General features: G+C 71.8%; 25 protein-coding genes. 14 read left to right on the top strand and 11 right to left on the bottom strand.

Annotation, left to right across the window (positions count from 1 at the left end; all coding sequences use genetic code 11):
• Positions 1–20: 20 nt before the first annotated feature.
• The 6 genes from EDF47_RS20375 to EDF47_RS17850 form a co-directional block, all read right to left on the bottom strand.
• The gene (locus EDF47_RS20375) at positions 21–719 is read right to left on the bottom strand and encodes a transglycosylase family protein (RefSeq protein ID WP_123294616.1); all 699 of its coding nucleotides are present in this window, start codon (positions 717–719) and stop codon (positions 21–23) included.
• Between the two features lie 302 nt (positions 720–1,021).
• Positions 1,022–2,173 (bottom strand): 23S rRNA (uracil(747)-C(5))-methyltransferase RlmC, encoded by a 1,152-nt coding sequence (rlmC, locus tag EDF47_RS17870; RefSeq protein ID WP_133938953.1) that lies wholly within the window; start codon positions 2,171–2,173, stop codon positions 1,022–1,024.
• Positions 2,174–2,180: 7 nt separating this feature from the next.
• The gene (locus EDF47_RS17865) at positions 2,181–3,059 is read right to left on the bottom strand and encodes an SMP-30/gluconolactonase/LRE family protein (RefSeq protein ID WP_243648938.1); all 879 of its coding nucleotides are present in this window, start codon (positions 3,057–3,059) and stop codon (positions 2,181–2,183) included.
• 37 nt (positions 3,060–3,096) lie between these two features.
• Complete coding sequence (locus EDF47_RS17860; protein ID WP_165901140.1) at positions 3,097–3,717, bottom strand: VTT domain-containing protein; 621 nt, start codon at positions 3,715–3,717, stop codon at positions 3,097–3,099.
• A gap of 66 nt (positions 3,718–3,783) precedes the next feature.
• The gene (locus EDF47_RS17855) at positions 3,784–4,443 is read right to left on the bottom strand and encodes an FCD domain-containing protein (protein WP_131881069.1); all 660 of its coding nucleotides are present in this window, start codon (positions 4,441–4,443) and stop codon (positions 3,784–3,786) included.
• Positions 4,440–5,162, bottom strand: coding sequence for an SDR family NAD(P)-dependent oxidoreductase (locus EDF47_RS17850; RefSeq protein ID WP_131881067.1), 723 nt, complete (start codon positions 5,160–5,162; stop codon positions 4,440–4,442). The genes EDF47_RS17855 and EDF47_RS17850 overlap by 4 nt, the downstream gene beginning before the upstream one ends.
• 45 nt (positions 5,163–5,207) lie before the next feature.
• On the opposite strand from EDF47_RS17850, the gene EDF47_RS17845 reads away from it, so the two are divergent.
• On the top strand, positions 5,208–5,957 hold the full coding sequence (locus EDF47_RS17845) for an SDR family NAD(P)-dependent oxidoreductase (protein WP_133938951.1): 750 nt from the start codon (positions 5,208–5,210) through the stop codon (positions 5,955–5,957).
• A 4-nt stretch (positions 5,958–5,961) separates the two neighbouring features.
• Here EDF47_RS17845 and EDF47_RS17840 read toward each other — a convergent pair whose 3' ends face one another.
• Positions 5,962–6,369 carry a MarR family transcriptional regulator gene (locus EDF47_RS17840; RefSeq protein WP_111085883.1) on the bottom strand — a complete coding sequence of 136 codons (408 nt, stop codon included), beginning with the start codon at positions 6,367–6,369 and terminating at the stop codon, positions 5,962–5,964.
• A gap of 81 nt (positions 6,370–6,450) precedes the next feature.
• Here EDF47_RS17840 and EDF47_RS17835 point away from each other — a divergent pair, with 81 nt between their 5' ends.
• The 7 genes from EDF47_RS17835 (at position 6,451) to EDF47_RS17805 (ending at position 13,829) form a co-directional block, all read left to right on the top strand.
• The gene (locus tag EDF47_RS17835) at positions 6,451–7,395 is read left to right on the top strand and encodes a zinc-binding alcohol dehydrogenase family protein (RefSeq protein WP_133938949.1); all 945 of its coding nucleotides are present in this window, start codon (positions 6,451–6,453) and stop codon (positions 7,393–7,395) included.
• A 109-nt stretch (positions 7,396–7,504) separates the two neighbouring features.
• Positions 7,505–10,417: a Na+/H+ antiporter subunit A gene (locus EDF47_RS17830; protein WP_133938947.1), complete on the top strand. Its 2,913-nt coding sequence runs from the start codon at positions 7,505–7,507 to the stop codon at positions 10,415–10,417.
• Entirely contained in the window at positions 10,414–10,866 is a 453-nt protein-coding gene (locus EDF47_RS17825) for a Na(+)/H(+) antiporter subunit C (RefSeq protein ID WP_111085885.1), read from the top strand. Before EDF47_RS17830 ends, EDF47_RS17825 begins: the two co-directional genes overlap by 4 nt.
• Positions 10,863–12,554, top strand: coding sequence for a Na+/H+ antiporter subunit D (locus EDF47_RS17820; RefSeq protein ID WP_123339137.1), 1,692 nt, complete (start codon positions 10,863–10,865; stop codon positions 12,552–12,554). Before EDF47_RS17825 ends, EDF47_RS17820 begins: the two co-directional genes overlap by 4 nt.
• Positions 12,551–13,135 carry a Na+/H+ antiporter subunit E gene (locus tag EDF47_RS17815; RefSeq protein WP_123294606.1) on the top strand — a complete coding sequence of 195 codons (585 nt, stop codon included), beginning with the start codon at positions 12,551–12,553 and terminating at the stop codon, positions 13,133–13,135. Before EDF47_RS17820 ends, EDF47_RS17815 begins: the two co-directional genes overlap by 4 nt.
• Positions 13,132–13,476 carry a sodium:proton antiporter gene (locus EDF47_RS17810; RefSeq protein WP_208321003.1) on the top strand — a complete coding sequence of 115 codons (345 nt, stop codon included), beginning with the start codon at positions 13,132–13,134 and terminating at the stop codon, positions 13,474–13,476. The genes EDF47_RS17815 and EDF47_RS17810 overlap by 4 nt, the downstream gene beginning before the upstream one ends.
• Before the next feature lie 5 nt (positions 13,477–13,481).
• Positions 13,482–13,829 (top strand): monovalent cation/H(+) antiporter subunit G, encoded by a 348-nt coding sequence (locus EDF47_RS17805; protein ID WP_243648940.1) that lies wholly within the window; start codon positions 13,482–13,484, stop codon positions 13,827–13,829.
• 3 nt (positions 13,830–13,832) lie between these two features.
• Here EDF47_RS17805 and EDF47_RS17800 read toward each other — a convergent pair whose 3' ends face one another.
• Complete coding sequence (locus EDF47_RS17800; protein ID WP_131881058.1) at positions 13,833–15,098, bottom strand: MFS transporter; 1,266 nt, start codon at positions 15,096–15,098, stop codon at positions 13,833–13,835.
• Between the two features lie 206 nt (positions 15,099–15,304).
• Between EDF47_RS17800 and EDF47_RS17795 the strand changes: the two genes are divergently transcribed.
• Positions 15,305–16,351 carry an aldo/keto reductase gene (locus tag EDF47_RS17795; RefSeq protein ID WP_123671145.1) on the top strand — a complete coding sequence of 349 codons (1,047 nt, stop codon included), beginning with the start codon at positions 15,305–15,307 and terminating at the stop codon, positions 16,349–16,351.
• Between the two features lie 8 nt (positions 16,352–16,359).
• On the opposite strand, the gene mgrA is transcribed toward EDF47_RS17795, so the two are convergent.
• On the bottom strand, positions 16,360–17,403 hold the full coding sequence (gene mgrA / locus EDF47_RS17790) for an L-glyceraldehyde 3-phosphate reductase (protein ID WP_133938945.1): 1,044 nt from the start codon (positions 17,401–17,403) through the stop codon (positions 16,360–16,362).
• Positions 17,404–17,523: 120 nt separating this feature from the next.
• Here mgrA and EDF47_RS17785 point away from each other — a divergent pair, with 120 nt between their 5' ends.
• The 3 genes from EDF47_RS17785 to soxR all read left to right on the top strand — a co-directional run bounded on the left by EDF47_RS17785 (position 17,524) and on the right by soxR (position 19,656).
• Positions 17,524–17,979: a DUF1801 domain-containing protein gene (locus EDF47_RS17785; protein ID WP_133938943.1), complete on the top strand. Its 456-nt coding sequence runs from the start codon at positions 17,524–17,526 to the stop codon at positions 17,977–17,979.
• Between the two features lie 50 nt (positions 17,980–18,029).
• The gene (locus EDF47_RS17780; protein WP_132099359.1) at positions 18,030–19,076 is read left to right on the top strand and encodes a YdcF family protein; all 1,047 of its coding nucleotides are present in this window, start codon (positions 18,030–18,032) and stop codon (positions 19,074–19,076) included.
• Between the two features lie 97 nt (positions 19,077–19,173).
• Complete coding sequence (gene soxR / locus EDF47_RS17775; RefSeq protein WP_111085894.1) at positions 19,174–19,656, top strand: redox-sensitive transcriptional activator SoxR; 483 nt, start codon at positions 19,174–19,176, stop codon at positions 19,654–19,656.
• Here the strand turns inward: soxR and EDF47_RS17770 are convergent.
• The gene (locus EDF47_RS17770) at positions 19,653–20,093 is read right to left on the bottom strand and encodes a MarR family winged helix-turn-helix transcriptional regulator (RefSeq protein ID WP_243692348.1); all 441 of its coding nucleotides are present in this window, start codon (positions 20,091–20,093) and stop codon (positions 19,653–19,655) included. The genes soxR and EDF47_RS17770 overlap by 4 nt on opposite strands.
• A gap of 46 nt (positions 20,094–20,139) precedes the next feature.
• Here EDF47_RS17770 and EDF47_RS17765 point away from each other — a divergent pair, with 46 nt between their 5' ends.
• Entirely contained in the window at positions 20,140–21,381 is a 1,242-nt protein-coding gene (locus tag EDF47_RS17765) for a multidrug effflux MFS transporter (RefSeq protein WP_123339144.1), read from the top strand.
• A gap of 96 nt (positions 21,382–21,477) precedes the next feature.
• On the opposite strand, the gene EDF47_RS17760 is transcribed toward EDF47_RS17765, so the two are convergent.
• Positions 21,478–22,176 carry a phosphatase PAP2 family protein gene (locus EDF47_RS17760; RefSeq protein WP_131881046.1) on the bottom strand — a complete coding sequence of 233 codons (699 nt, stop codon included), beginning with the start codon at positions 22,174–22,176 and terminating at the stop codon, positions 21,478–21,480.
• Positions 22,177–22,265: 89 nt separating this feature from the next.
• Here EDF47_RS17760 and poxB point away from each other — a divergent pair, with 89 nt between their 5' ends.
• Entirely contained in the window at positions 22,266–23,990 is a 1,725-nt protein-coding gene (gene poxB / locus EDF47_RS17755) for a ubiquinone-dependent pyruvate dehydrogenase (RefSeq protein ID WP_131881044.1), read from the top strand.
• Positions 23,991–24,023 lie beyond the last annotated feature (33 nt).

Genomic DNA, 24,023 nt, shown 5'->3' with positions numbered 1-24,023 from the left:
GTTTTCGTCCGGTGGAACGATCAGGCGGGGAGCTGCAGCTCCTGGCCCGAGTAGATGAGGTTCGCGTCGTCGATGGTCGACGTGTTCGCGGCCCACAGCTTGTTCCAGCCACCGTCGATCTTGAGCTTGGTGGCGATGGTGTCGAGCGTGTCGCCCGAGGCGATCGTGTACGTCTTGCCGCTCGTCTTCACGGCGGCGGGCTTGCTCGGCGTGGTGGCTGCCGGGGCGGCCTCCTGCGCGGGTGCCGGAGCAGGAGCCGGGGTGCTCGGTGCGGCCTGCTCCGGGGCAGCGGGGGCCGGTGCGGCCTGCTGCGTCGGGGCCGGAGCAGCGGGGGCTGCCGGGGCCGGAGCAGCGGCGGCCGGTGCGGCACCGCTCGTGCCGCTCAGCCCGAGCTGGGCCGAGCAGGCGGGCCAGGCACCCCAGCCCTGCGTGGCGAGGACACGCTCGGCGACGGCGATCTGGGCCTCGCGGCTCGCGCCGGCGGGGCTGCCGACGCCACCGTTGGCCTGCCAGGTGCCGAGGTTGAACTGCAGGCCGCCGTAGTAGCCGTTGCCGGTGTTGATGGCCCAGTTGCCGCCGGACTCGCACTGCGCGAGGGCGTCCCAGGTCGAGCCGGACGCAGCGTTCGCGGGGGTTGCCGCGAGGCCGACACCGGTCGCGGCGATGCCGGCGAACGCGAGGCCGCCGACGATGGTGCGGGTACGGGAAAGCTTCTTCATGTGATTGCTCCACCGGGGTCACGAGCCGCTTCGAACGCGGAATCCACTGCCCACCCCGACCGATCGCGGTCAGTTGTGGGGTGCGCCACCGGGGGCAGTGGTCATCGGGCCGGCGGCACCTCGGTCGGCAACCATAGGAAACTCTTCACCGTTATCAAACCGAGACAAACGGTTCTACCCGTCGGTGCTATGTACCCCGCACCCGAACCTGTACGCCTCGATGCCCATGGCCATGGTCATCGAGCCGTACCCGGGTACGTCACCTTGGCAGTTCCCTGGCAATGCCGGCCAGGAGGCCCGGATCACGCCCGCGACAGCAGCGTGACGGCCTCGAGATGGCCGGTCTGGGGGAACATGTCGAGCACACGAGCGCGGCGCAGCCGGAACGAGGGCATGCGCGCGAGGTCCTTCGCCAGGGTCACCGGGTTGCAGCTCGAGTAGACGACGTGCTGCACGTCGGACTCCTCGAGCCAGGTCGACAGCGCCTCGCCGATCCCGCGTCGTGGCGGGTTCACCAGGACGAGCTCGGGCACGGTGTCGGGTCGGGCGCGGAGTGCGTGCTCGGTGGCGTCGTCGGCGGCGAACCGGATCCCCTCGAGCCCGGCCTCGCGCGCGGACTGCTTCGCCGAACGGATCGCCTCGGCACTGGTCTCGATGCCCGTCACCGCTCGGCCCGGTCGCGCAGCGTGCAGGGCGAACCCGCCCACGCCGCAGTACAGGTCCCACATCGACGCCGGGTCGAGCTCGTCGATCCACGCCGAGGCCTGCGCGTACAGCTCGGTGGCGACGGCGGTGTTGGTCTGGAAGAAGCTCTGCGGCCGCAGGTGCATCGTGATCCCGCCGAGGCGCATCGGCAGCGTCTCCTGCTCGGTGAGCACGATCTCCCGGTCGCCCTCGGTCACGGCCTTGTGCTCGGGAAGCAGGTTCGCCGTGACGACCACCACGTTCGGCAGCGCGTCGCGCAGCACATCGAGGTACTGCCGGATCCGAGCCACCTGCCCCTCGGACCGCAGGACGAACCGCACCATCAGTTCGCAGTCGGGCGACTCGGTGACCAGGACGTACTTCAGCTCGCCGCGTCGGGCAGCGACGTCGTACGGGATCAACCCCGCGGTCTGGACGAAGTCGGCGAGCAGGGGCAGCGCGTGTCGGATGCCGGGCGTGCAGATCCCGCAGTGCCGCAGGTCGACGCCGCGCTGCCGGTGGTCGAGGATGCCGACGGTCGGGTGCTCGGTCGAGCCGCCGACCACCATCTTCGCCTTGTTCCGGTACCCGGACTCGGGGCTCGTGATCGCCGGTGACCACGTGACGGCTCCGGGGCCGCCAGCCGCCTCGACGGCGTCGTGCAGGAGTTCGCGGGTGCGGAGCTCCTTGTCGAGGACCTGGTCGGCGTAGGGCTGCCCCATGAGCGTGCAGGACCGGCACACCCCGCGGTCGAAGTAGTCGCACTGCATGGCCGAGTCAGGATACGGCAGCGTCCCGCGTCGTCGTGGTGATCCGGTAGACCGACGTCGTCGCCGTCAGGAACAGCGTCGTGCCGTCGTCGCCGCCGAAGCACAGGTTCGACGTCACCTCGGGGACGGCCACCTCGCCGATCCGCTCGCCGGAGGGGTCGAACACCACGACGCCGCGGTGCGACGACGACCACACGTTGCCGTGCACGTCGACCCGGATGCCGTCCGGTGCGCCCTCGCCCGGCTCGAGTCGTGCGAACACCCGGCCGTTCTTGAGCAGGTCGCCGCCGTCACCGCCGCGGTCGTAGGCGCGGATGACCGGTTCGTCCCCCGACGAGCTCGCGATGTACAGGACCCGCTCGGACGGGTCGAAAGCGAGTCCGTTCGGCTCGTCGACGTCGGTCGCGACGGGGCGCAGGTCCTCACCGGACGGTCCGCAGCGGAACGTCCAGTGGTCGCCGTACTCGCGCACGCCGGGGTGGCCTTCGCGCGGCTGGGTGATGCCGTAGGCCGGGTCGGTGAACCACACGCTGCCGTCCCGCGCGACGACGACGTCGTTCGGCGAGTTGAACCGCACGCCGGCCCAGGCGTCGACGATCGGCGTGACGACGCCGTCGCGGTCGCGCTCCACCCGCCGGAGTCCGTGCGAGCACTGGACGACACTGCCGTCGCGGTCGAGCGTCCGGCCGTTGGTGAACTCGACGCCCTCGGCGTACGTCGAGGTCTCGCCGGAGTCGGCGTGCCACTGCAGGACCCGGTCGCCGGGGATGTCCGACCAGCGCAGGGTGCGGGACGCCGGGATCCAGGAGGGTCCTTCGGCCCACGTGCTGCCGGTGGCGATGCGCTCGAGCGCGTCAGGGTCCGGTACGAGGTCGTCGAGCAGCACGGGTTCTCCTTCGAACGGTGTCCCCACCCTACGTTCGTCAGGCCGCAGCCGCCGCCTCGCTGCGTCGTCGCACGGCCTTCTCGATCGCCGAGATCGCGAGGCCGAGCAGGATCGACGCCACGACCGCGAGGGTCGTGACGAGGAAGGGCTGCTCGCGGCTCCAGCGCCCGGTGGCCGCCGCGATGCCGACGCAGTACGCGGCCCACACGACGTCGGCGAGCACGCAGCTCACCAGGAACCGCCGAACGTCGAGCCCGCTGTCCGCGCCGACCAGGTTCGTCGTCAGCCGGCCCATCGGGATGAAGCGTCCGAGGACCGCGATGCGCCCGGGAGCGGCACGGTAGCGGCCGTCGATGGCGTCCCGGGCCTTGCGGACCTTCGGACGCGCGAACCACGACCTCGAGCCGAGGTCGACCGAGCGCGCCAGGTGGTACAGCCCGAGGTCGCCGAGGACCATGCCGATCGAGGCCGCGACGACGAGGACGAGGACCGGCAGGAGGCCGCCGTCACCGCCCACCAGGAGCGTGCCGACCGCGACGACGAGCGCCTGGCTGGGGAGGAAGACCGCGACACTGCCGACGGCGAGCACGAGGCCGACCACGACGAACGTCCACGGGGTGCCGATGAGCTGGACGACCAGGTCCTGTGCTGCGTCCACGCTCACCCTCCACGGGCGCCGGAGGAGCGCACCGGACTCCATCTTCCCAGGTCGGCGGGGCACCGCTCACGTGCGCTCGACGATCGCCCGCATCGCCGCGGCCGCGTCGTCCGGGTGGCCGTCGACGACGGCACCGGCGAGCGCGAGGTGGAGGCCGACGTCGTGCCGGTCCGGGCGGATGCTCCCGCGTTCGCGCAGTACCTGGCCCACGACGCGGTGCAGGCGTCGGTACAGCGTGTTGTCGGACAGGTCGAGCACGAGCGCGTGGAGCCGCACGTCCGCGGCCACGAAGTCGAGGCGGTCGTCGCGGGCCGCTGCGGCGGCGAGCTCGTCCGCGGTGGTGCGGAGCGCCTCCCGTCGGTCCGCGCACTCGTCGAGGGGCGCCCGCCGGGCTGCTGCGGCGGCTGCGGCGGGTTCGACCGCCGCGCGGAGTTCGCGGAGCTCGACCGCCACGCGGTCACCGTCCGGGCCCCGGAGACGCCACCGCACGACCCGCGGATCCAGGACGTCCCACTCCAGCACGCCGAGGACGGTCACGCCGACCCGGCGCCGCGCGGTGACCAGGCCGAGGGCGACGAGGACGCGGACGGCCTCGCGGACGATGCTGCGACTGGCCCCGGTCGACGCCACCAGGTCGTCGATGCTCCGGCGGCTGCCCACGGCGATGGCGCCGGAGACGACGTCGGCACCGATCTGGTCGAGGACGCGGTCGAACGTGCTGGTCACCGCTGGGACACCGGGCTGACCACGAGTTCGTCGACGCGCATGTACGACGGCGCCTCGAGCACGAACGACACCGCGCGGGCGATGTCCTCCGGCTGCAGCATCGCCGATCGTGCGGCGGCGTCGGGCACCGACGGCCGCTGGTCGAGGAAGTCGGTCGCGACGTCACCGGGGCACAGGTGCGTCGCCCGGACCCCGTGGTCTGCCTCCTGCTGGTTGAGGCTCCGGACGACCGAACCGAGCGCGGTCTTCGAGGCGGAGTACGCGACGCCGGCGCCGGGCTGGAAGGACCACCCGGCGTAGGACGACACCACGACGACCACGCCGCCGGACTCGCGGAGCGCAGGCAGTGCGGCGTCGACGACCGCGACCACCGCGGTGAGGTTCGTGTCCACGATCGCGCGGAAGTCCGGCAACGACTGGTCGTCCCACCGGCGCCGCGGCGCGTTCAGCCCGGCGGCGAGCACGACCGCGTCGAGTCGTCCGAACCGCTCGAGCACGGTGTCCCGCGCAGACGCGACGGCAGCGGGATCGGCAGCGTCGAGGGGCAGGACCGCCGCCGTGCCGCCGGAGGCCGTGATCGTCGCCGCGACCTGCTCGAGCCGGTCCACGCGCCGCCCGCTCAGGACCACCGTCCACCCGTCGCGCGCAGCGGCCTCGGCACTCGCGGCGCCCATGCCGCTGCCGCCGCCGGTGACCCAGAGCACCCGTTGCTTCGCCATGCTGCAATAGTATGCCTATTGCAGTGACCAACGACAGGAGCAACGATGCACCTCGACCTGACCGACCGTGTGGTGGTCGTGACCGGCGCAGCACGCGGGATCGGACGCTCGCTCGCCGACCGCTTCGTCGCCGAGGGGTGTCGCGTCGTCGCCCTCGACCTGGCCTTCGAGCCCGACTTCCCGCTCGACCACGTCGTGTGCAACGTCGCCGACCCCGAGTCGGTCCGGGCCGCCGTCGACGAGGTCGTCACCCGGCACGGCACGATCGACGTGCTCGTGAACAACGCCGGCATCAACGTCGAGGGCACCGTCGCCGAGCTGCAGTGGGATGCCTGGCGCCGGTGCATGGACGTCAACCTCGGCGGCACCTTCCTGATGAGCCAGGCCGTCGCGCCGGTGATGCAGGCCGCGGGACGGGGGCGGATCATCAACGCCGCCTCGTTCGCCGCGATCGTCCCGAGTGTCGGCAGCGCTGCCTACGCGGCGTCCAAGGCCGCGGTCGTCTCGTTCACCCGGGTGCTGGCGTCGGAGCTCGGCCCGTGGGGCATCACCGTCAACGCGTACGCGCCGGGCATGGTCCCGACGGCGATGAACGGGTTCGCGACCATGCCGGCCGAGGCCCAGGACCGCCTGCTCGACACCCTGTCGCTGCGCCGGTGGGAGACCGCGGACGACGTCGCCGACCTGCTCGTCTTCATGGCGAGCGACGCCTCGGGCTACGTCACCGGCACCCTGCTCGACGTCTCCGGCGGCAAGCTCGCGACACAGATCCCGGCACGCGCGCACGGCCGCTGAGGGTTCAGCGCAGCATCCGCTCCAGGAGTGCGCGCAGCTGCCGCCGGTCCCGCTCCGGCAACCGGGCGGTGAGCGGCAGCAGTGCATCGCGGATCGCGCCCTCGAGCGAGCGCGCCACCTCGAGACCGGCGTCGGTGATCACGACGTCCACCGCGCGGGCGTCGTCCGCGTTCGGCTGCCGCGCGAGCAACCCCTTCTTCTCCGCGCGCGCCACCAACCCGGTCATCGTCGACTTCTCGAGCCCCAGGTACTGCGCCAGGTCACCGATCCGCAGACGACGGTCACGCAGGATCGCGAGGACCCGCAGCTGCGTCAGCGACAGCCCGGCATCGGCCGCGAGCCCGGTCAGCGGCCCCATCGTCCGGAACGCGGCCTCGCCCAGGGCATCGACGAGCTGCTCGTCCTCGGTCATCTCCTGCACCACTCCAGCCTAGTTGACGAACTTCGTGATGCGAACTACTTTGTTCGTAACACGAAGCAAATGGAGGACACCATGCACGCAGCAGTCGTCACCGAGTTCGGCCACGCCCCGACCTGGCAGGAGTTCGACGAACCGACTCCCGGACCCGGCGAGGTCGTCGTCGACGTCGTCGCGGCCGGTCTCCACCCGCGGGTCCGCTCGCAGGCCGACGGTTCGCACTACACCAGCGAGGGCGCGCTCCCCCTGGTCCCCGGCGTCGACGGCGTCGCCCGGTTCCCCGACGGCACGCTCCGCTACGTCGCCGTCGCGAGCGACACCCGCGGCACCATGGCCGAGCGCGTCGCGGTCGACCCGCGGGCGAGCGTCGTCCTGCCCGACGGTGCCGACCCGGTCACCGTGGCCGCCGGCGTGAACCCGGTGCTGTCGTCGTGGGTGGCCCTGCGCCGGCGGATCGACTTCGCCCCGGGCAGCCGCGTCCTCGTGCTCGGCGCGACCGGGGCCTCGGGCACCGCAGCGGTGCAGGTGGCGAAGCACCTCGGTGCCGCACACGTCGTCGCGAGCGGGCGCAACCCGGAGCGGCTGGCGGCGCTCACCGCCCTCGGCGCAGACGTCGTGCTGCCGCTGACCGACGTCGACGCCCTCGGCGCAGCGGCAGCCGACGTCGACGTGGTCATCGACTACGTCTGGGGCCATCCCGCGGCCGACGTGATGCGCGCCGTCGTCACCGCCCGCACCGACCCGGGCCGCCGACTCGACTGGATCGCGATCGGTTCCACCGCGGGCCACGAGGCGACGATCCCGTCCGCGGCACTGCGCGCCTCGGGCCTGACGATCGTCGGCAGCGGGCAGGGGTCGGTCGGGCGTGCCGGTTTCGTCGCCGAGCTCCCGGGCATCGTCGGTGCGATCGCGGACGGCACCGTCCGGGTGGACGCGACGGCCGTGCGGTTGGCGGACGTCGAGGCGACGTGGGCCGGACAGCCCGCCGGGAGCACGGGCAGAGTGGTGTTCACAGTGTGAACCGAGCGCGAGCAGGCTGTCCGGTCGCACAGGTTCTCCACATCCCACTCTTCGTAGGCTGTGAGGGCCCAGTGAGCCGGACTGCAGCCCGACCCCGAGGAGGTGCCCGATGGTCCTCGTCCTCGTCGCGTTCGCGATCGTCGCCCTGATCGTCCCCGCCCTGACCCCCGTCCTCGGCCGCCGCGTGTTCTACGTGGCCGCCCTCGCGCCCGCAGCCGCCGCCGTGCTGACGGTGCTGCAGACGGACGCGGCCCTGCACGGCAGCGTCGTCGAACGGCACCGGTGGGTCCCGCAGCTCGACCTCGAGATCACGCTGCGGATGGACGCCCTGTCGTGGGTGCTCGCGCTCGTGGTGTCGATCGTCGGGGCCCTCGTGCTCGTCTACTGCGCCTCGTACTTCGGGCGCGACGAACCGGGGATCGGTCGGTTCGCGGGCGTGCTGACCGCGTTCGCCGGGTCGATGTTCGGGCTCGTCCTCGCCGACGACGTCATCGTGCTCTTCGTCCTGTGGGAAGCCACCACGGTCTTCTCCTACCTGCTCATCGGACACGACGCCGACAAGCGTGCGAGCCGTGCGGCCGCGATGCAGGCCCTCGTCGTCACCACCGCCGGCGGTCTGGCGATGCTCGCCGGTCTGGTCATGCTGTCGGTCACGGCGGGCACGACCTCGCTCTCCGGCATCATCGCCGCCCCGCCGACCGGACCGATCGTCACCGTCTCGGTGGTCCTCCTCCTGCTCGGCGCGCTGACGAAGTCGGCGATCGTGCCGTTCCACTTCTGGTTGCCCGCGGCCATGGCAGCTCCGACCCCGGTCAGCGCGTACCTGCACGCCGCAGCGATGGTGAAGGCCGGCATCTACCTCGTCGCCCGGCTCGCTCCGGCGTTCGCACTGCTCGACGGCTGGCGCGAGACGATCACCGTGCTCGGTGTCCTCGGAATGCTCATCGGTGGCTACCGAGCGCTCCGCCAGACCGACCTCAAGCTCCTGCTCGCCTACGGCACCGTCGCGCAGCTCGGGTTCCTCGTGCTCGCCGCCGGGTGGGGCGCGCCCGCGGTGGCGCTCGGCGGGGTCGCCCTGCTCGTGGCGCACGCCGCGTTCAAGTCCACACTCTTCCTCGTCGTCGGGGCGATCGACCACACCACCGGCACCCGCGACCTCGGGCGCCTGAGCGGCCTCGGCCGGAAGGCACCGTGGCTGGCCGTCGTGGCCGCCCTCGCGCTCGTGTCGATGGCCGGCATCCCGCCGACGATCGGCTTCGTCGCGAAGGAAGCCGTGCTGACCGGCTTCACCGAATCGCTGCACGGACCCGACGCCGGCTGGGCCTGGTTCGCCCTCGTCGGCGTGACGCTCGGCTCGGTGCTCACCGTGGCGTACTCGCTCCGCTTCTTCTGGGGAGCGTTCGCCCGCAAGCCCGACGTCGCCCAGACGGAACCGCACGCCCTGCACGGTCTGGGTGTGGTGCCGTCGATCCTGGCGCTGACCGGTCTCGCCCTCGGCCTGCTGACCCCGGTCGTCGCGCACGGCATCGAGCCCGCGGCGACGGCGGCCTCGCTCCCCGGCGAGGAAGTCCCCCACCTCGCGCTCTGGCACGGCCTCGAACCGGCGCTCGGCATCTCGGCCGTCACCCTGGTCGGCGGTCTCGCACTGTTCGCCCTCCGACGTCCGGTCGAGGCACTGCAGCACCAGCTCGCCGGGTTCCCGAGCGCCTCGGGCACCTACCGGCACCTCATGCGCGGCCTCGACCGGTTCGCGACGGGCCTGACCGCCGGTGTGCAGCGGGGTTCGCTCCCCTACTACCTGACGGTGATCCTGTCGGTGTTCGTGGCGGGTGCGCTCGCGAACCTCGTGCTCGGCGGGCCGTGGGAGTTCCACGTCCGGTTCTCCGACTCGTGGGGGCAGATCCCGGTCGTCATCGTGATGTCCGTCGGCGCCATCGCCGTCCTCACCGCGAAGACCCGGTTCGCCGCCGCCGTGTTGGTGGGCGTGACCGGCTACGGCATGTCCGTCCTGTTCGTCCTGCACGGTGCGGTCGACCTCGCGCTCACGCAGCTCGTGGTCGAGACCGTCACCCTCATCGCGTTCGTCCTGGTGCTCCGGCGGCTCCCCCCGCGCATCGCGACGACGAACCCGAGCCGGTTCCGCATCGTCCGTGCGCTCTTCGCGGGGCTGGCCGGCCTCACGCTGGCGATCGTCGTCATCGTCGCCGCCTCGGCGCGCACCGCCGACCCGATCTGGCCGGACCTGCCGGCGCTCACGAGCTCGTTCGGCCACGGCCTGAACGTCGTCAACGTCGCGCTCGTCGACCTCCGCGGTTGGGACACCCTCGGTGAGCTCACCGTCGTCGTCGCCGCGGCCACGGGCGTCGCGAGCCTCATCTTCGTGAACTCCCGCGAGGACACGCTGCCCCGGCTCCGTGACCTGCCGGAGAAGCTGACGGCGGACGGCCAGCGCACCGACGGGGAGCCGCGCGCCTGGCTGCCGACGAGCGCCGCCATCCCGACCGGCCGCTCGGCACTCCTCGACGTGGTGGTCCGACTGCTGTTCCACGGGCTCATCGTCCTGTCGGTCTACCTGCTGTTCGCCGGGCACAACGCGGCCGGCGGCGGCTTCGCCGGTGGCCTCGTCGCCGGCATCGCGCTGGCGGCCCGGTACCTGGCGGGCGGCCCGGCCGAACTCGGCGCCGCCGCCCCGGTCCGTGCCGGTCGACTGCTCGGACTCGGTGTCGCGACGGCAGCGATCACCGCGATCGTGCCGCTGTTCTTCGGGCGCGAAGCGCTGTACTCCGAGTTCTTCGAGGCGACCGTCCCGATCCTCGGCCACGTCGAGTTCGTCACCGCGACGTTCTTCGACATCGGCGTGTACCTGGTCGTCGTCGGCCTGGTGCTCGACGTCCTCCGCAGCCTCGGCGCCGAGGTGGACCGGCAACGCCTCGAGGATGCCGGGGCACCCACCCGCGACACCACCGAAGGGTCCGTCCGCGACACCCTCGAGGCCCCCACCCCGGAAGGGAGCGCCACATGACCGTCACCCTCGTCCTCGTGATCGCGATGGCCGTGCTGTTCTCCTGCGGCGTCTACCTGCTGCTCGAGCGGTCCCTGACCCGGATGCTGCTCGGCTTCCTGCTGCTCGGCAACGCCCTGAACCTGCTCCTGCTGGTGATGTCCGGCGCTGCCGGCAACCCGCCGATCGGCAAGTCCTCCGAGGGCATCACCGACCCGCTCCCCCAGGCCTTCGCCCTGACCGCGATCGTCATCACCTTCGCCGTGAGCGCGTTCCTGCTCGCCCTCATCCACCGCTCGTGGCAGCTGTCCCGTGCCGACGAGGTCGAGGTCGACGAAGCGGACGTCGCCATCGGCCGCACGCGCGACGACCCCGACGACGACCCGGAAGCCGACTTCGACCCGAAGTCCCCCGAGGACGCCGACGATCCGCACGAACACCAACCGCACCAGGACGGAGTGAACCGATGACCTGGCTCGTCCCGCTCCTCGTCCTCGTCCCGCTGCTCGGCGCCGCCGTCGCACTCGGCCTCCTGCGGCACCAGAAGCTCCAGCGAGCGATCACCGTCGTGGTGCTCGTCGTCGCACTCGCCGTCGCCGCAACCCTCATGGTGCTCGTCGACCACCACGGCACCATCGTCGTGCAGGTCGGCGGGTGGGACGCCCCGTACGGCATCTCGCTGGTGGTCGACCGCCTGAGCGCCCTGCTCCTCACGGTGAGCGCCAGCGTGCTGCTCATCGTCCTGCTGTTCTCGATCGGCCAGGGGCTCGCAGCCGACGACGGCGAGGCCCCGGTCACGATCTTCTACCCGACGTACCTCGTGCTGGCCGCGGGCGTGCTCGACTCGTTCATCGCCGGCGACCTGTTCAACCTGTACGTGGCGTTCGAGATGCTGCTCGTGGCGAGCTACGTGCTCATCACCCTGGGCGGCAGCGAGCAGCGGGTCCGGGCCGGCACCACGTACATCGTCACGAGCCTGATCGCGTCGGCGATCTTCCTCGCCGCGATCGGCCTGGTGTACGGCGCGACCGGCACGGTCAACATCGCCCAGATCAGCGAGCGCGTCGCCGATCTGCCCGAGCACGTGCAGCTGCTCCTGCACACGATGCTGCTCATCGGCTTCGGCATCAAGGCGGCGGTCTTCCCGCTGGCGTTCTGGCTGCCGGACTCGTACCCGACCGCCCCGGCCCCGGTCACGGCCGTCTTCGCCGGTCTGCTGACGAAGGTCGGCATCTACGCGATCATCCGTCTCGAGACGGTGATCTTCCCCGGGCCGCAGTTGAACAACGTGCTGCTCGTGGTGGCGGTGTTGACGATGGTCGTCGGCGTGCTCGGTGCGGTGTCCCAGACCGACGTCAAGCGCCTGCTGTCCTTCACGCTCATCAGCCACATCGGCTTCATGGTGATGGGTGTCGGGCTCGGGACGGTCGCGGGGACGGCAGCCGCGGTGTTCTACACGGTGCACCACATCGTCGTGCAGACCACGTTGTTCCTGGTGTCCGGCCTGATGGAACGCGTCGGGGGGACCACGTCGACCCGGTCGCTCGGCGGGTTGTTGAAGGCCGCGCCGCTGCTGGCCGCGCTGTACCTGATCCCGGCGTTCAACCTGGGCGGCATCCCGCCGTTCTCCGGCTTCATCGGCAAGCTCGGGCTGTTCCGCGCCGCCGCCGAGGACGGCTCCCCGCTGGCGTACGTCACGATCGCCGCCGGCGTGGTCACGTCGCTCCTCACGCTGTACGCGCTGATGCGCGTGTGGGACGCCGCCTTCTGGCGGCCGAAGCCCGCGGCCGAGGCCGCGGCGCCGCACGCGACGACCGCCGAACCGCACGCAGCCCTGCGGTCGCCGGAACCCGCCCCCTTGACCGTCTCCGAGGAGACGGGTGAGGCCTTCCACCCAGGAGGCTCGGTGACGGTCACCGACGCACCCCACGCGAGCAGCGCCTCCCGTCCGACCACCGGGTCGACCGAGACGGTCGGCGAAGCGCCGACCAAGGTCCGGCTGCCGCGCATGCTCGTCGGCGTGACGACGGTCGCGGTCCTCGGATCCGTCGCCCTCACCGTGGTCGCCGGCCCGCTCTACGGGTACGCGAGCCGCGCAGCGGAGTCGCTCGAGTCGCCGGACCGGTACGTGCAGGCCGTCCTCGGGGGTGACCGGTGAACACCGACACCCGACACGTCGCGAACGCCCGCCGCATCGCGGTGGCGTGGCGGTACGACGTCCCGCTCGTCGCCGGACTGACCGTCCTGTGGGCCCTGCTCTGGGGCTCGTGGACGCCACTGACCCTGCTCTGCGGCATCGTGGTGGCGCTCCTGGTCACCCAGGCGCTGCCGCTCCCGCCGGTCCCGCTGTCGGCCCGCTTCTCGATCGTGCACGCCGTCCGGTTCCTCGTGGTGTGGTCCGGACTCGTCATCACGGCGTCGTTCCGGGTCGCCTGGGTCGCGTTCCGCCCGCGGGGTGTCCGCCGCAGCTCCATCACGCTCGTGCAGCTGCACTCCACCGCCGAGATGACCTTCACGCTGGCGACCCTCGCGATCTCGCTGGTGCCCGGCTCGTACGTCGCCGACGTCGACCTCCGCCGTCGGCGCCTGCTGCTGCACGTGCTCGACACCGAGCGGGTCGAACAGGTCGAGGCCGCCCGTCGCGAGGCCCTCGGCATCGAGGCCATGGTCATCCGTGCCCTCGGTTCGAAGCAGGACGTCTCCGAACTGTCCGAACCGCTGCCGGAGGTCACCCGATGAGCGCCGCCGTCGTCGTCATGGGGATCGGCATCACCCTGGTCCTGGCCCTGCTCGGCGCCACCCTCGCGCTCGCGGTGTTCCGGATCGTGCGCGGACCGACGATCCTCGACCGGATGATCGGATCGGACATGGTCCTGACGACCGTGCTCGTGGTGATCGCGGCGTCGATGGTGGTCCGGCGCGACCTGACCGGGATCCCCGTGCTCGTGGTGATCGCGGCGACGAGCGTGTTCGCGACCGTCGCGGTGGCCCGAGCGGTCACGCCGTCGTCGGACCCGTCGGACGAGGGCCTGAGCGTCACAACCCCCGAGCACGCCGCAGAAGAAGAGGAGCAGTCGTGACCGAGATGATCCAGGCGTTCCTCGACGGCGCCGGCGTGCGGGCGTGGATCGCGCTCGCCCTGCTGCTCATCGGCTCGCTGCTGTCCCTCGGCGCCGGGGTCGGCATCGTGCGCTTCCCGGACCCGCTCGTCCGCCTGCACGCCATGGCGAAGCCGCAGGTGCTCGGGCTGGCGTTCGGACTGGCCGCGATCGTCGTCGCGGTGGGGACCTGGACGGCGTTCTGGGTCGTCCTGCCCATCATGGTGTTCCAGCTGTTCCTGGTGCCCGTCTCGACGCACATGATCGCCCGCGCCGGGCTGCGTGCCGACGACTACCGGCATGAGGACCTGTTGGTCGACGACACCGAGTCCTGATCGTCAGGCGGCGGTACGGCGCCGCAGCAGCAGGTTGACGACGGCCGCGAGCACGACGACCGCTGCCGAGGCCGCGGGGAGCACCATCGCGACGGACGTGCCGTGCTGCTCCGCCAGGTCGCCGGTGATGGCGGAGGCGATCGACTGCCCGACGATCACGGCGGATCCGAGGATCGTCATCGTGGTCGCGGACCGGCCGACCGGTGAACGGTCCGACCCGAGGCTGTACTGGGCGACGAGGGTCGGGCCGATGCCGACGCCCATGATCGCCAGGACGATGCCGACCGCCACGACGGAGTCGGCCTGCGAGAACGCGATCGCGCCGCCGAGCAGGACGACACCGAACACGAGCCAGCGCCAGCCGAGGCCGAACGACCGCGGGAACGCTGCGGACCCGAGGGCGAGTCCGGCCGAACCGATGCCCATCAGGCCGTAGAGCAGGCCGGCCTGGGACGCCTCGCCGTGGGTCTCCATGAACGCCGTCAGCGACGTCAGCGTCGAGCCGAAGAACAGGCCGATGCCGAGGATCCCGACGACCACGACGACGAGCCGCGGACGCAGGAGCTGGCGCGCCGGGGCCTGGGTCAGTTCCTCGTGCTGCCCGAGCACGAGCTTGCCGGTGGGGTGGAGCGCGAAGGCGGTCACGAACACGAAGGTCAGGGCCGAGGCCCCCGCCACGGCGACCCAGGGGGCGATCGCGCTGGCGAGGATGCCGACCAGGAACGGGCCGATGATGAAGACGGTCTCGTCGGCGGCGGACTCGTACGCCATCGTGCCGCTGAGGGTCTTCTCGCGGCGGGCCGGTCGCATGCGCTGCGCGATGATGGCGACGAGCCGGGTCCGGGACATCGGCGCGACCTGGGGCGCGGACGCACCGATGCAGAACGCCATCGCGAGCACGGCGAGGTCCGGCGCGCTGCCGCTGACGACGAAGGGGAACGCGCCGAGCAGTGCCGCGTTGACGAGGCCGACGGGGACGAGCACGGCACGCTGGCCGAACCGGTCCGCGGCGGCGCCGACCATCGGTCCGAACACCGCCGCACCGATGCCGACCGAGGCGGAGTTGACGCCACCGAGGGCGACGGAGTCACGCGCGGCCACGACGAGGGTGAGGACCCCGACGACCATCATGGCGAACGGCAGGCGGGCGATGAACGCCACCGGGAAGTACCAGCGTCCGGCGAGGGAGACGAGCGAGGCGTCTCCGGCGGTCGCGGTGTCCGTGCGCTCCGGGGCGGGCGCGGACGGGGTGGGACTGGTGTGGAGCATGGGGGTGTGCCTTCTCGGCCCGGCCCGGTTCGGTGGGGGCGGACCCATCGGGTGCCGCCGTTGTCCGCCGGGGAGCCGGCGGCCGGTAGATACACACTGCGTGTTTCAGAACTGCGTCCATCGTACCAACCGTTCCGGTCGGGGCCAGGGGTAATGCTTCGTCACCGGACCGTCCTGCGGCCCGCACGGCCCATATCGTGGCGCGCATGGAACAGCGACGCATGGGGCGCACGGGGGCGCCCGTCAGCTCGCTGACGCTGGGGACGCGTGCCGTCGCCGGCGTCGCGGCCCACGACCCGTCGGCCGGTGTGACCCTCGTGCTCGAGGCGCTCACCCGTGGCGTGACGTCGGTCGACGTCTCAGATGCCGACGGCGCGGGCCTGGCCGAGACCGCGGTGGGCGCGGCGATCGCCGGACGTCGCGAGGACGTGTTCCTGTCGGTGCGGTTCGGCGCCCCGGTCGACCAGGACCCGGCGCACCGCGGCAACGGGCGGCGGTGGATGTTCCGTGCCGTGGAGCGGAGCCTGCAGCGACTCGGCACCGACGTCATCGACCTGTACCAGCCGGCGCTGCCGGACCCGGCGACGTCGCTCGACGAGACGCTCGACGCCCTCGCCGACCTGGTGGCACAGGGCAAGATCCGAGCCTTCGGCCTCCCCGGGTTCCCGGCCGAGGAGCTCGTCGAGGCGCAGTGGCTGCGGTCCGGGTCGAAGAGCGCCACCGCGACGCACGTGCCCTACTCGATCCTCACCCGCACGGCGGAGCGCACGGTGTTCCCGGTCGCCCGTCGTTTCGGTCTCGGGGTCCTGGCCGGAGCACCCCTCGCGGGCGGCTGGCTCGCGGGCACCTACCGCAACGGCACCGTCCAACCTCGCTCACCGCACGTCGACGAGCAACCGGACGCGTACGACATCGGCGCCCCGCGGAACCGTCGGAAGCTCGAGGTCGCCGACCGGCTCGGACGCCTGGCCGACGACTCCGGCTTCACGGTGTCGGAGCTCGCGGTCGCCTTCGCCCTGACCCACCCGGACGTGTCCTCCGTGGTGATCGGGCCGCGCACCGTGTCGCACGTGGACGCCTACGTGCAGGCGTCCGAGATCGTCCTCGACGACGGGCTGCTCGACGCGATCGACGCGATCGTCGCGCCGGGCACCCACGTGCTCGAACGGGACACCGGGTTCGCGCTGCCGGCGCTCAGCCGCGAGCGACTCCGCGGTCGCACCCCGGTGGGCGCCGGACCGAACCGCTCGTAGGTCCGCGGTCAGGAGACCTCGCCGGCACGCGCTCCCGCCCACAGGTCGACGTCGGTGATGCCGACCGAGTGCTCGTCGATGGTGTGGAGCTCCTCGTCGGTGAACGAGGTGTTCGCCAGCGCCGCGACGTTGTCCTCGAGCTGCGACACCTTCGACGCCCCGATCACGAGTGAGGTCACCCGCTCGTCACGGAGCGCCCAGGCCAGGGCGAGCTGCGCCAGGGACTGTCCACGAGCCGCGGCGACGTCGTTCAGTGCCCGGAGGTGCGCGACGACCTCCGGGGTGATGCTCGACGCGTCGAGCGACTTGCCGGCGGCGGCACGGGAGTCCGACGGCACCCCGTCCAGGTACTTGCCGGTGAGCAGGCCCTGGGCGAGCGCGGTGAACCCGATCACGCCGAAGCCCAGCTCGCCGGCGGCGTCGAGCAGCCCCTCGGTCTCGATCCAGCGGTTGAGCATCGAGTACGACGGCTGGTGGATGAGGAGCGGGGTGCCGAGGTCGCGCAGGATCGCGGCGGCCTGGCGGCTGCGTTCCGCGTCGTACGACGAGATGCCGACGTACAGCGCCTTGCCCTGCTGGACCGCCGTGTGCAGCGCGCCCATCGTCTCCTCGAGCGGGGTCGAGGCGTCGAGTCGGTGCGAGTAGAAGACGTCGACGTAGTCCAGGCCCGTGCGCTGCAGGGACTGGTCGAGCGAGGCGAGCACGTACTTCCGCGAACCGCCGCCCTGGCCGTACGGACCCGGCCACATGTCCCAGCCGGCCTTGGTCGACACGACCATCTCGTCGCGGTACGGCCGGAAGTCCTCACGCATCAGGCGCCCGAAGTTCACCTCGGCCGCACCGTAGGGCGGGCCGTAGTTGTTCGCGAGGTCGTGGTGCGTGATGCCGAGGTCGAAGGCCCGACGGCTGATCGCGCGCTGCGTCTCGAACGGCACGTCGTCACCGAAGTTGTGCCAGTACCCCAGGGAGAGCAGCGGCAGGTCGAGGCCCGAGCGGCCGGTGCGGCGGTACGTCATCGAGTCGTAGCGGTCGTCGCTGGCGATGTAGGTCATGGTCCGAGCCTGCCACCAGCGCCATCGGACGGGCGCAACCAGCGCCATCGGACGAGCGCGACGAGCGCGACGAGCGCGATCGGGTGCATGATCGACGCACCGACACGGAAGGGCACCACCATGGCACGGACGACGAAGACCGAGGGCACCTTCACCGACGAGGAACGCGCGGCGATGCAGGAGCACGCCGCCGAGGTCAAACGCACCCGCGGCACGAAGGGCACCAAGGCGGAGAAGGCGGCAGCGGACGCCGCCGCCGTCGAGGCGAAGATCGCCGAGATGCCCCAGCCGGACCGCGGGCTCGCGGAACGCATCCACCGGATCGCGCTCGAGGTCGCGCCCGACCTCGCGCCGAAGCTCTGGTACGGCATGCCCGCGTACTACCAGGACGGCAAGGCGGCGTTCTTCTTCCAGGACGCCGCGAAGTTCAAGGCCCGCTACGCGACGCTCGGGTTCCAGGACTCTGCCGCGCTCGACGACGGGACGTTCTGGCCGACGTCGTGGGCGATCACGCCGGAGTTCTCCGAGGCGGACGAGGCGACCGTCGCCGACCTGATCCGCCGGGCGGTCGCCTGATCCACGACCGGTAGCGTGGAGCGCATGACCGCGCTCCGTTCGGCCGACCGATGACCTCCGTGGGGGTGCCGGCCTGCTTCGCGCTGGTCTTCCTGCTGCTGTACGTCGCGAGCAGGCGGCGCGACCCGCGGATGCTCCGGAACGGCGTCTTCCTGACGGCGGCCGCGTTCTTCGCGCTCGCGACGGCCGTGACCGCGCTGACGCTCGTGGTCCCCGGGTTCAGCCTGGTCGTCGGCACCGTGCTGCTGCTCGTCCCGCTCGCGGTGGTCGTCCTCGGCGTGGCCCTCATCGCGAACGGGTTCCGGATGCTCCGCTCCGAGGGGCGCAGTCTCGGCAACACCCTGTCGTTGGTCGCGGGGGTGCTCGTGTTCGTGCTGCCGGCGGTGGCGATCGCGCTGTTCGTGTCCGCGAGCGGCGAGGGGTTCACGCTCTGGGACGGCGCCCGGATCGCGGTCGCCGTGCTGATGGTGTTCGTGTGCGGGTACTTCGCCGTGTCCCTCGTCGCGTTCGCCGTGTACTCCGTCGTCTACGGCCGGATGCGTCACGGCAGCGTGCCGGACACGATCGTCGTCCTCGGTTCCGGGCTGGTCCGCGGTGAGGTGCCGCCCCTGCTCCGCAGCCGCCTCGACCGCGCACTCGTCGTGTACCGCGCCGAACGGGCCGCCGGGCGTCGGCCGCTGCTGATCCCCTCCGGCGGGCAGGGCGACGACGAACCGCGCGCCGAGGGCACCGCGATGGCCGACTACCTGCTGGCGAACGGGGCGGACCCCGACGACGTCCGGCCCGAGACCGAGTCCCGCAACACCCGCGAGAACCTGCGGTTCTCCCGCGCCGTGCAGGCCGAGGCCGGGCGCGACGGTCAGGTCGTCGTGGTCACGAACGACTACCACGTGCTCCGCGCCGCCACCCTGGCCCGCCGGCTCGGCCTGCCCGCGCAGGTGGTCGGCTCGCCGACGGCGCCGTACTACGTGCCGAGTGCGTTCCTGCGCGAGTTCGTCGCGGTGGTCGTCGAACACCGCTGGCTCAACGTGGTGGCGTGCACGCCGTTCGTCCTGTTCACCGCGTTCCTGCTCTGGGAGTCGTTCCAGCAGCGGTAGACGCGACCGACGGGCGGACGGGAGGCCCGTGGCGGGCCCGCCACGGGCCTCCCGTCCGCCCGTTCGTCGCGTCGAGATCCACCGTAGGATCTCGACCATGGTCGAGATCCAGCCGCCCCGCCCGACCGACCTGCTCCCGATCGGCGAGATCGTCCGACGCACCGGCGTCGCCGCGTCGGCCCTGCACTTCTACGAGCGCAAGGGCCTGATCCGGCCCGAGCGCACCGACGGCGGCACCCGGATGTACCCGCGACACGTCGAACGGCGGATCGCGATCATCCAGGTGGCGAAGCGCCTCGGCATCCCGCTCAGCGAGGTCGCCGAGCAGTTCGGCACGCTGCCGGCCGACCGGATGCCGTCCCTGCGCGACTGGAACCGGCTGAACGAACGGTGGCGCGCACGGCTGCGGGCACGCCAGCTCGAACTCGAGCGGCTGCAGCAGGAGATGACGCAGTGCATCGGGTGCGGCTGCGTCTCGCTCGGGGCGTGCTCGGTCGTGAACCCGGGCGACACGCTCGGCGACGAAGGCCACGGCGCTCGGCGGCTGCTGCCGATCGAGGACGACGCCCCGCAGGACTAGACCCCGCGGAGTGCCTCGTCGATCCGGTCGAGCAGCGCGAGGGCCTCGGGCAACCCGGCGTCGTCGTCGCCGAGCGCGGCGCGGAGCTTGCCGGCCCAGTGCGCGCGGAGGCGTCCGATGCTCTCCCGCGCCACGTCGGTCGAGTGCAGCTGCACGGTCCGCGCATCGTCCGGGTCCTGCCGACGTTCGACCATCCCCTTCTCCACCAGGGACCGCAGCGCGACGCTGAGGTTGCTGCGCTTGAGTGCCGTCGCCTCGGCCGTCGCGCTCGGCGAGGTGCCCGGGTTGCGGTCGACCCAGCGCATCACGAGCGCCTCGGTCCCGGTGAGCGGCACGATGTCGAGTGCCCCGGCACCGTGCGGGTCGATCTCCCGCGAGATCCGCAGCACGACGTCGGCGAGGTCGGCGAGGACGTGGTCGGACACGGCGGAGTGCATGTCCGTACTGTACCGAGGATCGGCAATGAGTTATGCTTTCATAACAATGACCACGGACACCGGAACCATCCGCGCGCACGCCGCGACACCCACGACCAGGCAGCAGGGCATCACGACACCGCTGCTGCTGGTGCTCGGCCTGCTCAGCGCCGTCGCCCCCTTCGCCACCGACCTGTACCTGCCGGCGTTCCCGCAGATGACCACCGAGCTCGGTGCGAGCGCCACCACCGTGCAGCTCACGCTGACCGCGTTCCTGGTCGGCGTCACGGCCGGCCAGCTCGTCTTCGGCCCGCTGTCCGACCGGTTCGGCCGCGTGCCGCCGCTCATCGCCGGCGCGGCACTGTGCGTCCTCGCGAGCGTCGCCGCCGTGTTCGCACCGAACATCGGCGTGCTCATCGCGGCTCGACTCCTGCAGGGCCTGGGCGGTGCGGCCGGCATGGTGATCAGCCGTGCGGTCATCTCCGACCTGGCGACCGGCAAGCCCGCAGCCCGCGCGTTCTCGCTCATGATGATCGTCGGCGGGGTCGCCCCAGTCGTCGCTCCGCTGCTCGGTGGCCTGCTCACCGGTCCGATCGGCTGGCGCGGCCTGCTGTCGATCGTCCTCGGTCTGTCCGTGGTCATGCTCGTCGCGGTGCTCGCCGTCATCCGTGAGACCCACCTGAAGGCGCACCGCGACGTGCTGCGCGAGGAGCGGAAGGGCTCCGGTTCGCCGCTCCGTGCGCTGCGCTCCCGCACCTTCCTCGGCTACATCGCCGTGTTCGGTTTCGCGTTCGCCGTGATGATGGCGTACATCTCCGCCTCGCCGTTCCTGTACCAGGACATGATCGGGCTCGGCACCGTCGGCTACGGCCTGGCGTTCGGGCTGAACGCGCTGGCCCTGATGGGTGTGAGCATCGTGTCCGCCAAGCTCACCGAGACCCGTTCGGTCACCGGCGTGCTGTCGCTCGGCATCGCCCTGGTGTTCGCGTCGACGGTCGCGTTCGCGCTGCTCGTCGTCTTCGCGGCACCCGTGTTCTGGCTCGCGGTCCCGCTGTTCACCGCGGTCGGCTCGCTCGGCCTGGTGCTCGGCAACGCCACGGCGCTGGCGCTCGGTGCTGTCCCCGCCGCTGCCGGCAGCGCGTCGGCCGTGCTCGGGGCGCTGCAGTTCGGGCTCGCGGCGCTGGTGTCCCCGCTCGTCAGCATCGGCGGCTCGGTGACGGCGGCACCGCTGGCGATCGTGATGCTCGCGTCCGCCGTGGTGGCCGTCGTGGCGCTGCTCGTCGCCCGGGGCCGCACCCGCCTGGCCTGACCCGGTCGGCGCCGACTCGGTCGGGGCCGACTCGGAACGACATCATCGACGTCGCACGACAAGCAGGACGTCGTTCCGGGTCGGCAGCCCCGTCGACTACCGACCCCGCAGGAACGGGATCCGCGGCATGAGCCAGTCGACCCACACCACCCGCACCCCCGGGGCCACGGCGAGCGCCCACAGGATCGAGGCCACCGCGTCGGTCGGGTAGTGCACGGCGTCGATCGACACCGAGAAGAACACGACGACGATCGCGACGATCCCGAGCGTCAGCGCCAGTCGGTGCCACCGGGTCTCGCGCAGCAGCCAGATCAGCGCGATCACGAACGCCGTGATGTAGACGGTGTGCCCGCTCGGGTACCCGGGGTCGGGCTGCACCGGGAACGGGTGCGGCAGGACGGCGACGTCGGGCCTGGCTCGGTGGACGATCTCCTTCACGACCGCGGACGGCACCCACGTGATGGCGATCGTGCCGCCGAAGGCCAGGGCCGGACGGAGACTCCGGGTGCGCCACCAGATCACGGCCACGACGACGACGGTGATCCCGATCGCCGGACCCGGACTGATGACGTGGTAGACCGCCGTGGTGAACGCCCCGATCGCGCCGGTGTGCAGCGCGTTCAGTGCCTTCGACAGTCCGAGGTCGACCGTGCCGAGGGCGAACCCGATGAGCGTGATGACGACCACGGCGATGACCGCGATCGCGACGGAGACGAGCGGGTAGGGCGACGGCTCGAGGATCCCGGCGCCGTCGGACTCCGGTCGGCGGGGGCGGAGCAGCGGCGCGTCGGTCATCCGACCATCGTCCCAGCCCGGACTCCGACCACGGGCCCGGCGAGCCTCTGAAAGCACTCAGCGCAGCCGCCCGCGAGTAGACAGGAGGCATGCCAACCGTTGCCGAGAACATCGTCGCCACCCTCCGCAAGAACGACGTCGCCCGCGTCTACGGCCTGCCGGGGGACTCCCTCAACGGCTTCACCGACGCGCTGCGCAAGGACGGCACGATCCGGTGGGAGCACGTCCGCCACGAGGAGGCCGCCGCCTTCGCCGCGAGCGCCGAGGCCGAACTGACCGGCGAGCTCGCGGTCTGCGCCGGCAGCTGCGGCCCCGGCAACCTGCACCTGGTCAACGGCCTGTTCGACGCCAACCGGTCGCGCGTCCCGGTCCTCGCGATCGCCGCACACATCCCCACCGCCGAGATCGGCTCCGGCTACTTCCAGGAGACTCACCCGCAGGAGCTGTTCCGCGAGTGCTCGGTCTACGTCGAGTACGTCGCGGACCCGACCCAGATGCCGCGCCTGCTCGAGATCGCGATGCGCGAGGCCGTCGAGAAGCGCGGGGTCGCGGTGCTCGTCATCCCCGGCGACGTCCTGCTCGCCGAGGCGAAGGACGACCGCACCACCCGCATCGAGCGCACGACGCCCCGCATCGTGCCGAGTGAGGCCGAGCTGCTCCGCACCGCCGAGCTGCTGAACGGCGCCGACAAGGTCACGATCCTGGCCGGAGCGGGCGTCGCCGGCGCCCACGACGAGGTCATCGCGCTGGCCGAACGGCTGCAGGCCCCGATCGTGCATGCCCTGCGCGGCAAGGAGCACATCGAGTGGGACAACCCCTACGACGTCGGTATGACGGGCCTGCTCGGTTTCGCGTCCGGGTACCGCGCCATGGAGGACGCCGACGTCGTGCTCATGCTCGGCACCGACTTCCCGTACCAGCAGTTCTTCCCGGCCAAGGCGAAGCACGTACAGGTGGACATCCGCGGGTCGCAGCTCGGCCGACGGCACCCGGTCGACATCGGCCTGGTCGGCACCGTGAAGGACACCGCGCTCGCCCTCATCCCCCTGCTGACCGGGTCGCACCCGACGACGCACCTCGACAACGCCCTGAAGCACTACCGGAAGACCCGCGAGAAGCTCGACGACCTGGCCGTCCCCGCGGGCCGGAAGAAGCCGCTGCACCCGCAGTACGTCGCGCGTGTGCTCGACCGGATCGCCGCCGACGACGCGGTGTTCATCCCCGACGTCGGCTCCCCCGTCGTGTGGGCCTCGCGCTACCTGACGATGAACGGCAAGCGTCGCCTGATCGGCTCGTTCGTGCACGGCACGATGGCGAACGCGGTCCCGCAGGCGATCGGTGCGCAGACGGCGTTCCCGGACCGCCAGGTGATCGCACTCGCGGGTGACGGCGGCCTGACGATGCTGCTCGGCGAGCTCATCACGATCGTGCAGAACAAGCTGCCCGTGAAGATCGTCGTGTTCGACAACTCGTCGCTGAACTTCGTCGAGCTCGAGATGAAGGCCGCCGGGTTCGTGAACTACGGCACCGAGCTGCAGAACCCGGACTTCGCCACGGTCGCCGAGGCGATCGGCATCAAGGGCTTCAAGGTCGACGTGTCCGACGACTTCGAGGACGCGATGGCCGCCGCGCTCGCGCACGACGGTCCCGCGCTCGTGTCCGTCCGCGCGAACCGGCAGGAGCTGTCGATGCCCCCGGCGGTCACGCTCGAGCAGGCGAAGGGCTTCACGCTCTACGCCATCCGCACGGTGCTGTCCGGTCGCGGCGACGAGCTGCTGGACCTCGCGTCGACCAACGCGCGTCAGCTGCTGTAGACGCGACCGCACGGCGGACTGGAGGCACGGTGC

This window comes from Curtobacterium sp. PhB190, from assembly GCF_004365385.1.
GTDB lineage: Bacteria > Actinomycetota > Actinomycetes > Actinomycetales > Microbacteriaceae > Curtobacterium.
Note: the sequence above shows the minus strand (reverse complement) of the source record. Positions and strands in the feature narration are given on the sequence as shown.

Coding starts and splice junctions, on each gene's coding strand:
- EDF47_RS20375 (WP_123294616.1), bottom strand. CDS start 719: ATGAAGAAGCTTTCCCGTACCCGCACCATCGTCGGCGGCCTCGCGTTC.
- rlmC (WP_133938953.1), bottom strand. CDS start 2,173: ATGCAGTGCGACTACTTCGACCGCGGGGTGTGCCGGTCCTGCACGCTC.
- EDF47_RS17850 (WP_131881067.1), bottom strand. CDS start 5,162: ATGGCGAAGCAACGGGTGCTCTGGGTCACCGGCGGCGGCAGCGGCATG.
- EDF47_RS17845 (WP_133938951.1), top strand. CDS start 5,208: ATGCACCTCGACCTGACCGACCGTGTGGTGGTCGTGACCGGCGCAGCA.
- EDF47_RS17840 (WP_111085883.1), bottom strand. CDS start 6,369: ATGACCGAGGACGAGCAGCTCGTCGATGCCCTGGGCGAGGCCGCGTTC.
- EDF47_RS17835 (WP_133938949.1), top strand. CDS start 6,451: ATGCACGCAGCAGTCGTCACCGAGTTCGGCCACGCCCCGACCTGGCAG.
- EDF47_RS17830 (WP_133938947.1), top strand. CDS start 7,505: ATGGTCCTCGTCCTCGTCGCGTTCGCGATCGTCGCCCTGATCGTCCCC.
- EDF47_RS17825 (WP_111085885.1), top strand. CDS start 10,414: ATGACCGTCACCCTCGTCCTCGTGATCGCGATGGCCGTGCTGTTCTCC.
- EDF47_RS17820 (WP_123339137.1), top strand. CDS start 10,863: ATGACCTGGCTCGTCCCGCTCCTCGTCCTCGTCCCGCTGCTCGGCGCC.
- EDF47_RS17810 (WP_208321003.1), top strand. CDS start 13,132: ATGAGCGCCGCCGTCGTCGTCATGGGGATCGGCATCACCCTGGTCCTG.
- EDF47_RS17805 (WP_243648940.1), top strand. CDS start 13,482: ATGATCCAGGCGTTCCTCGACGGCGCCGGCGTGCGGGCGTGGATCGCG.
- EDF47_RS17800 (WP_131881058.1), bottom strand. CDS start 15,098: ATGCTCCACACCAGTCCCACCCCGTCCGCGCCCGCCCCGGAGCGCACG.
- EDF47_RS17795 (WP_123671145.1), top strand. CDS start 15,305: ATGGAACAGCGACGCATGGGGCGCACGGGGGCGCCCGTCAGCTCGCTG.
- mgrA (WP_133938945.1), bottom strand. CDS start 17,403: ATGACCTACATCGCCAGCGACGACCGCTACGACTCGATGACGTACCGC.
- EDF47_RS17785 (WP_133938943.1), top strand. CDS start 17,524: ATGGCACGGACGACGAAGACCGAGGGCACCTTCACCGACGAGGAACGC.
- EDF47_RS17780 (WP_132099359.1), top strand. CDS start 18,030: ATGACCTCCGTGGGGGTGCCGGCCTGCTTCGCGCTGGTCTTCCTGCTG.
- soxR (WP_111085894.1), top strand. CDS start 19,174: ATGGTCGAGATCCAGCCGCCCCGCCCGACCGACCTGCTCCCGATCGGC.
- EDF47_RS17770 (WP_243692348.1), bottom strand. CDS start 20,093: ATGCACTCCGCCGTGTCCGACCACGTCCTCGCCGACCTCGCCGACGTC.
- EDF47_RS17765 (WP_123339144.1), top strand. CDS start 20,140: ATGACCACGGACACCGGAACCATCCGCGCGCACGCCGCGACACCCACG.
- EDF47_RS17760 (WP_131881046.1), bottom strand. CDS start 22,176: ATGACCGACGCGCCGCTGCTCCGCCCCCGCCGACCGGAGTCCGACGGC.
- poxB (WP_131881044.1), top strand. CDS start 22,266: ATGCCAACCGTTGCCGAGAACATCGTCGCCACCCTCCGCAAGAACGAC.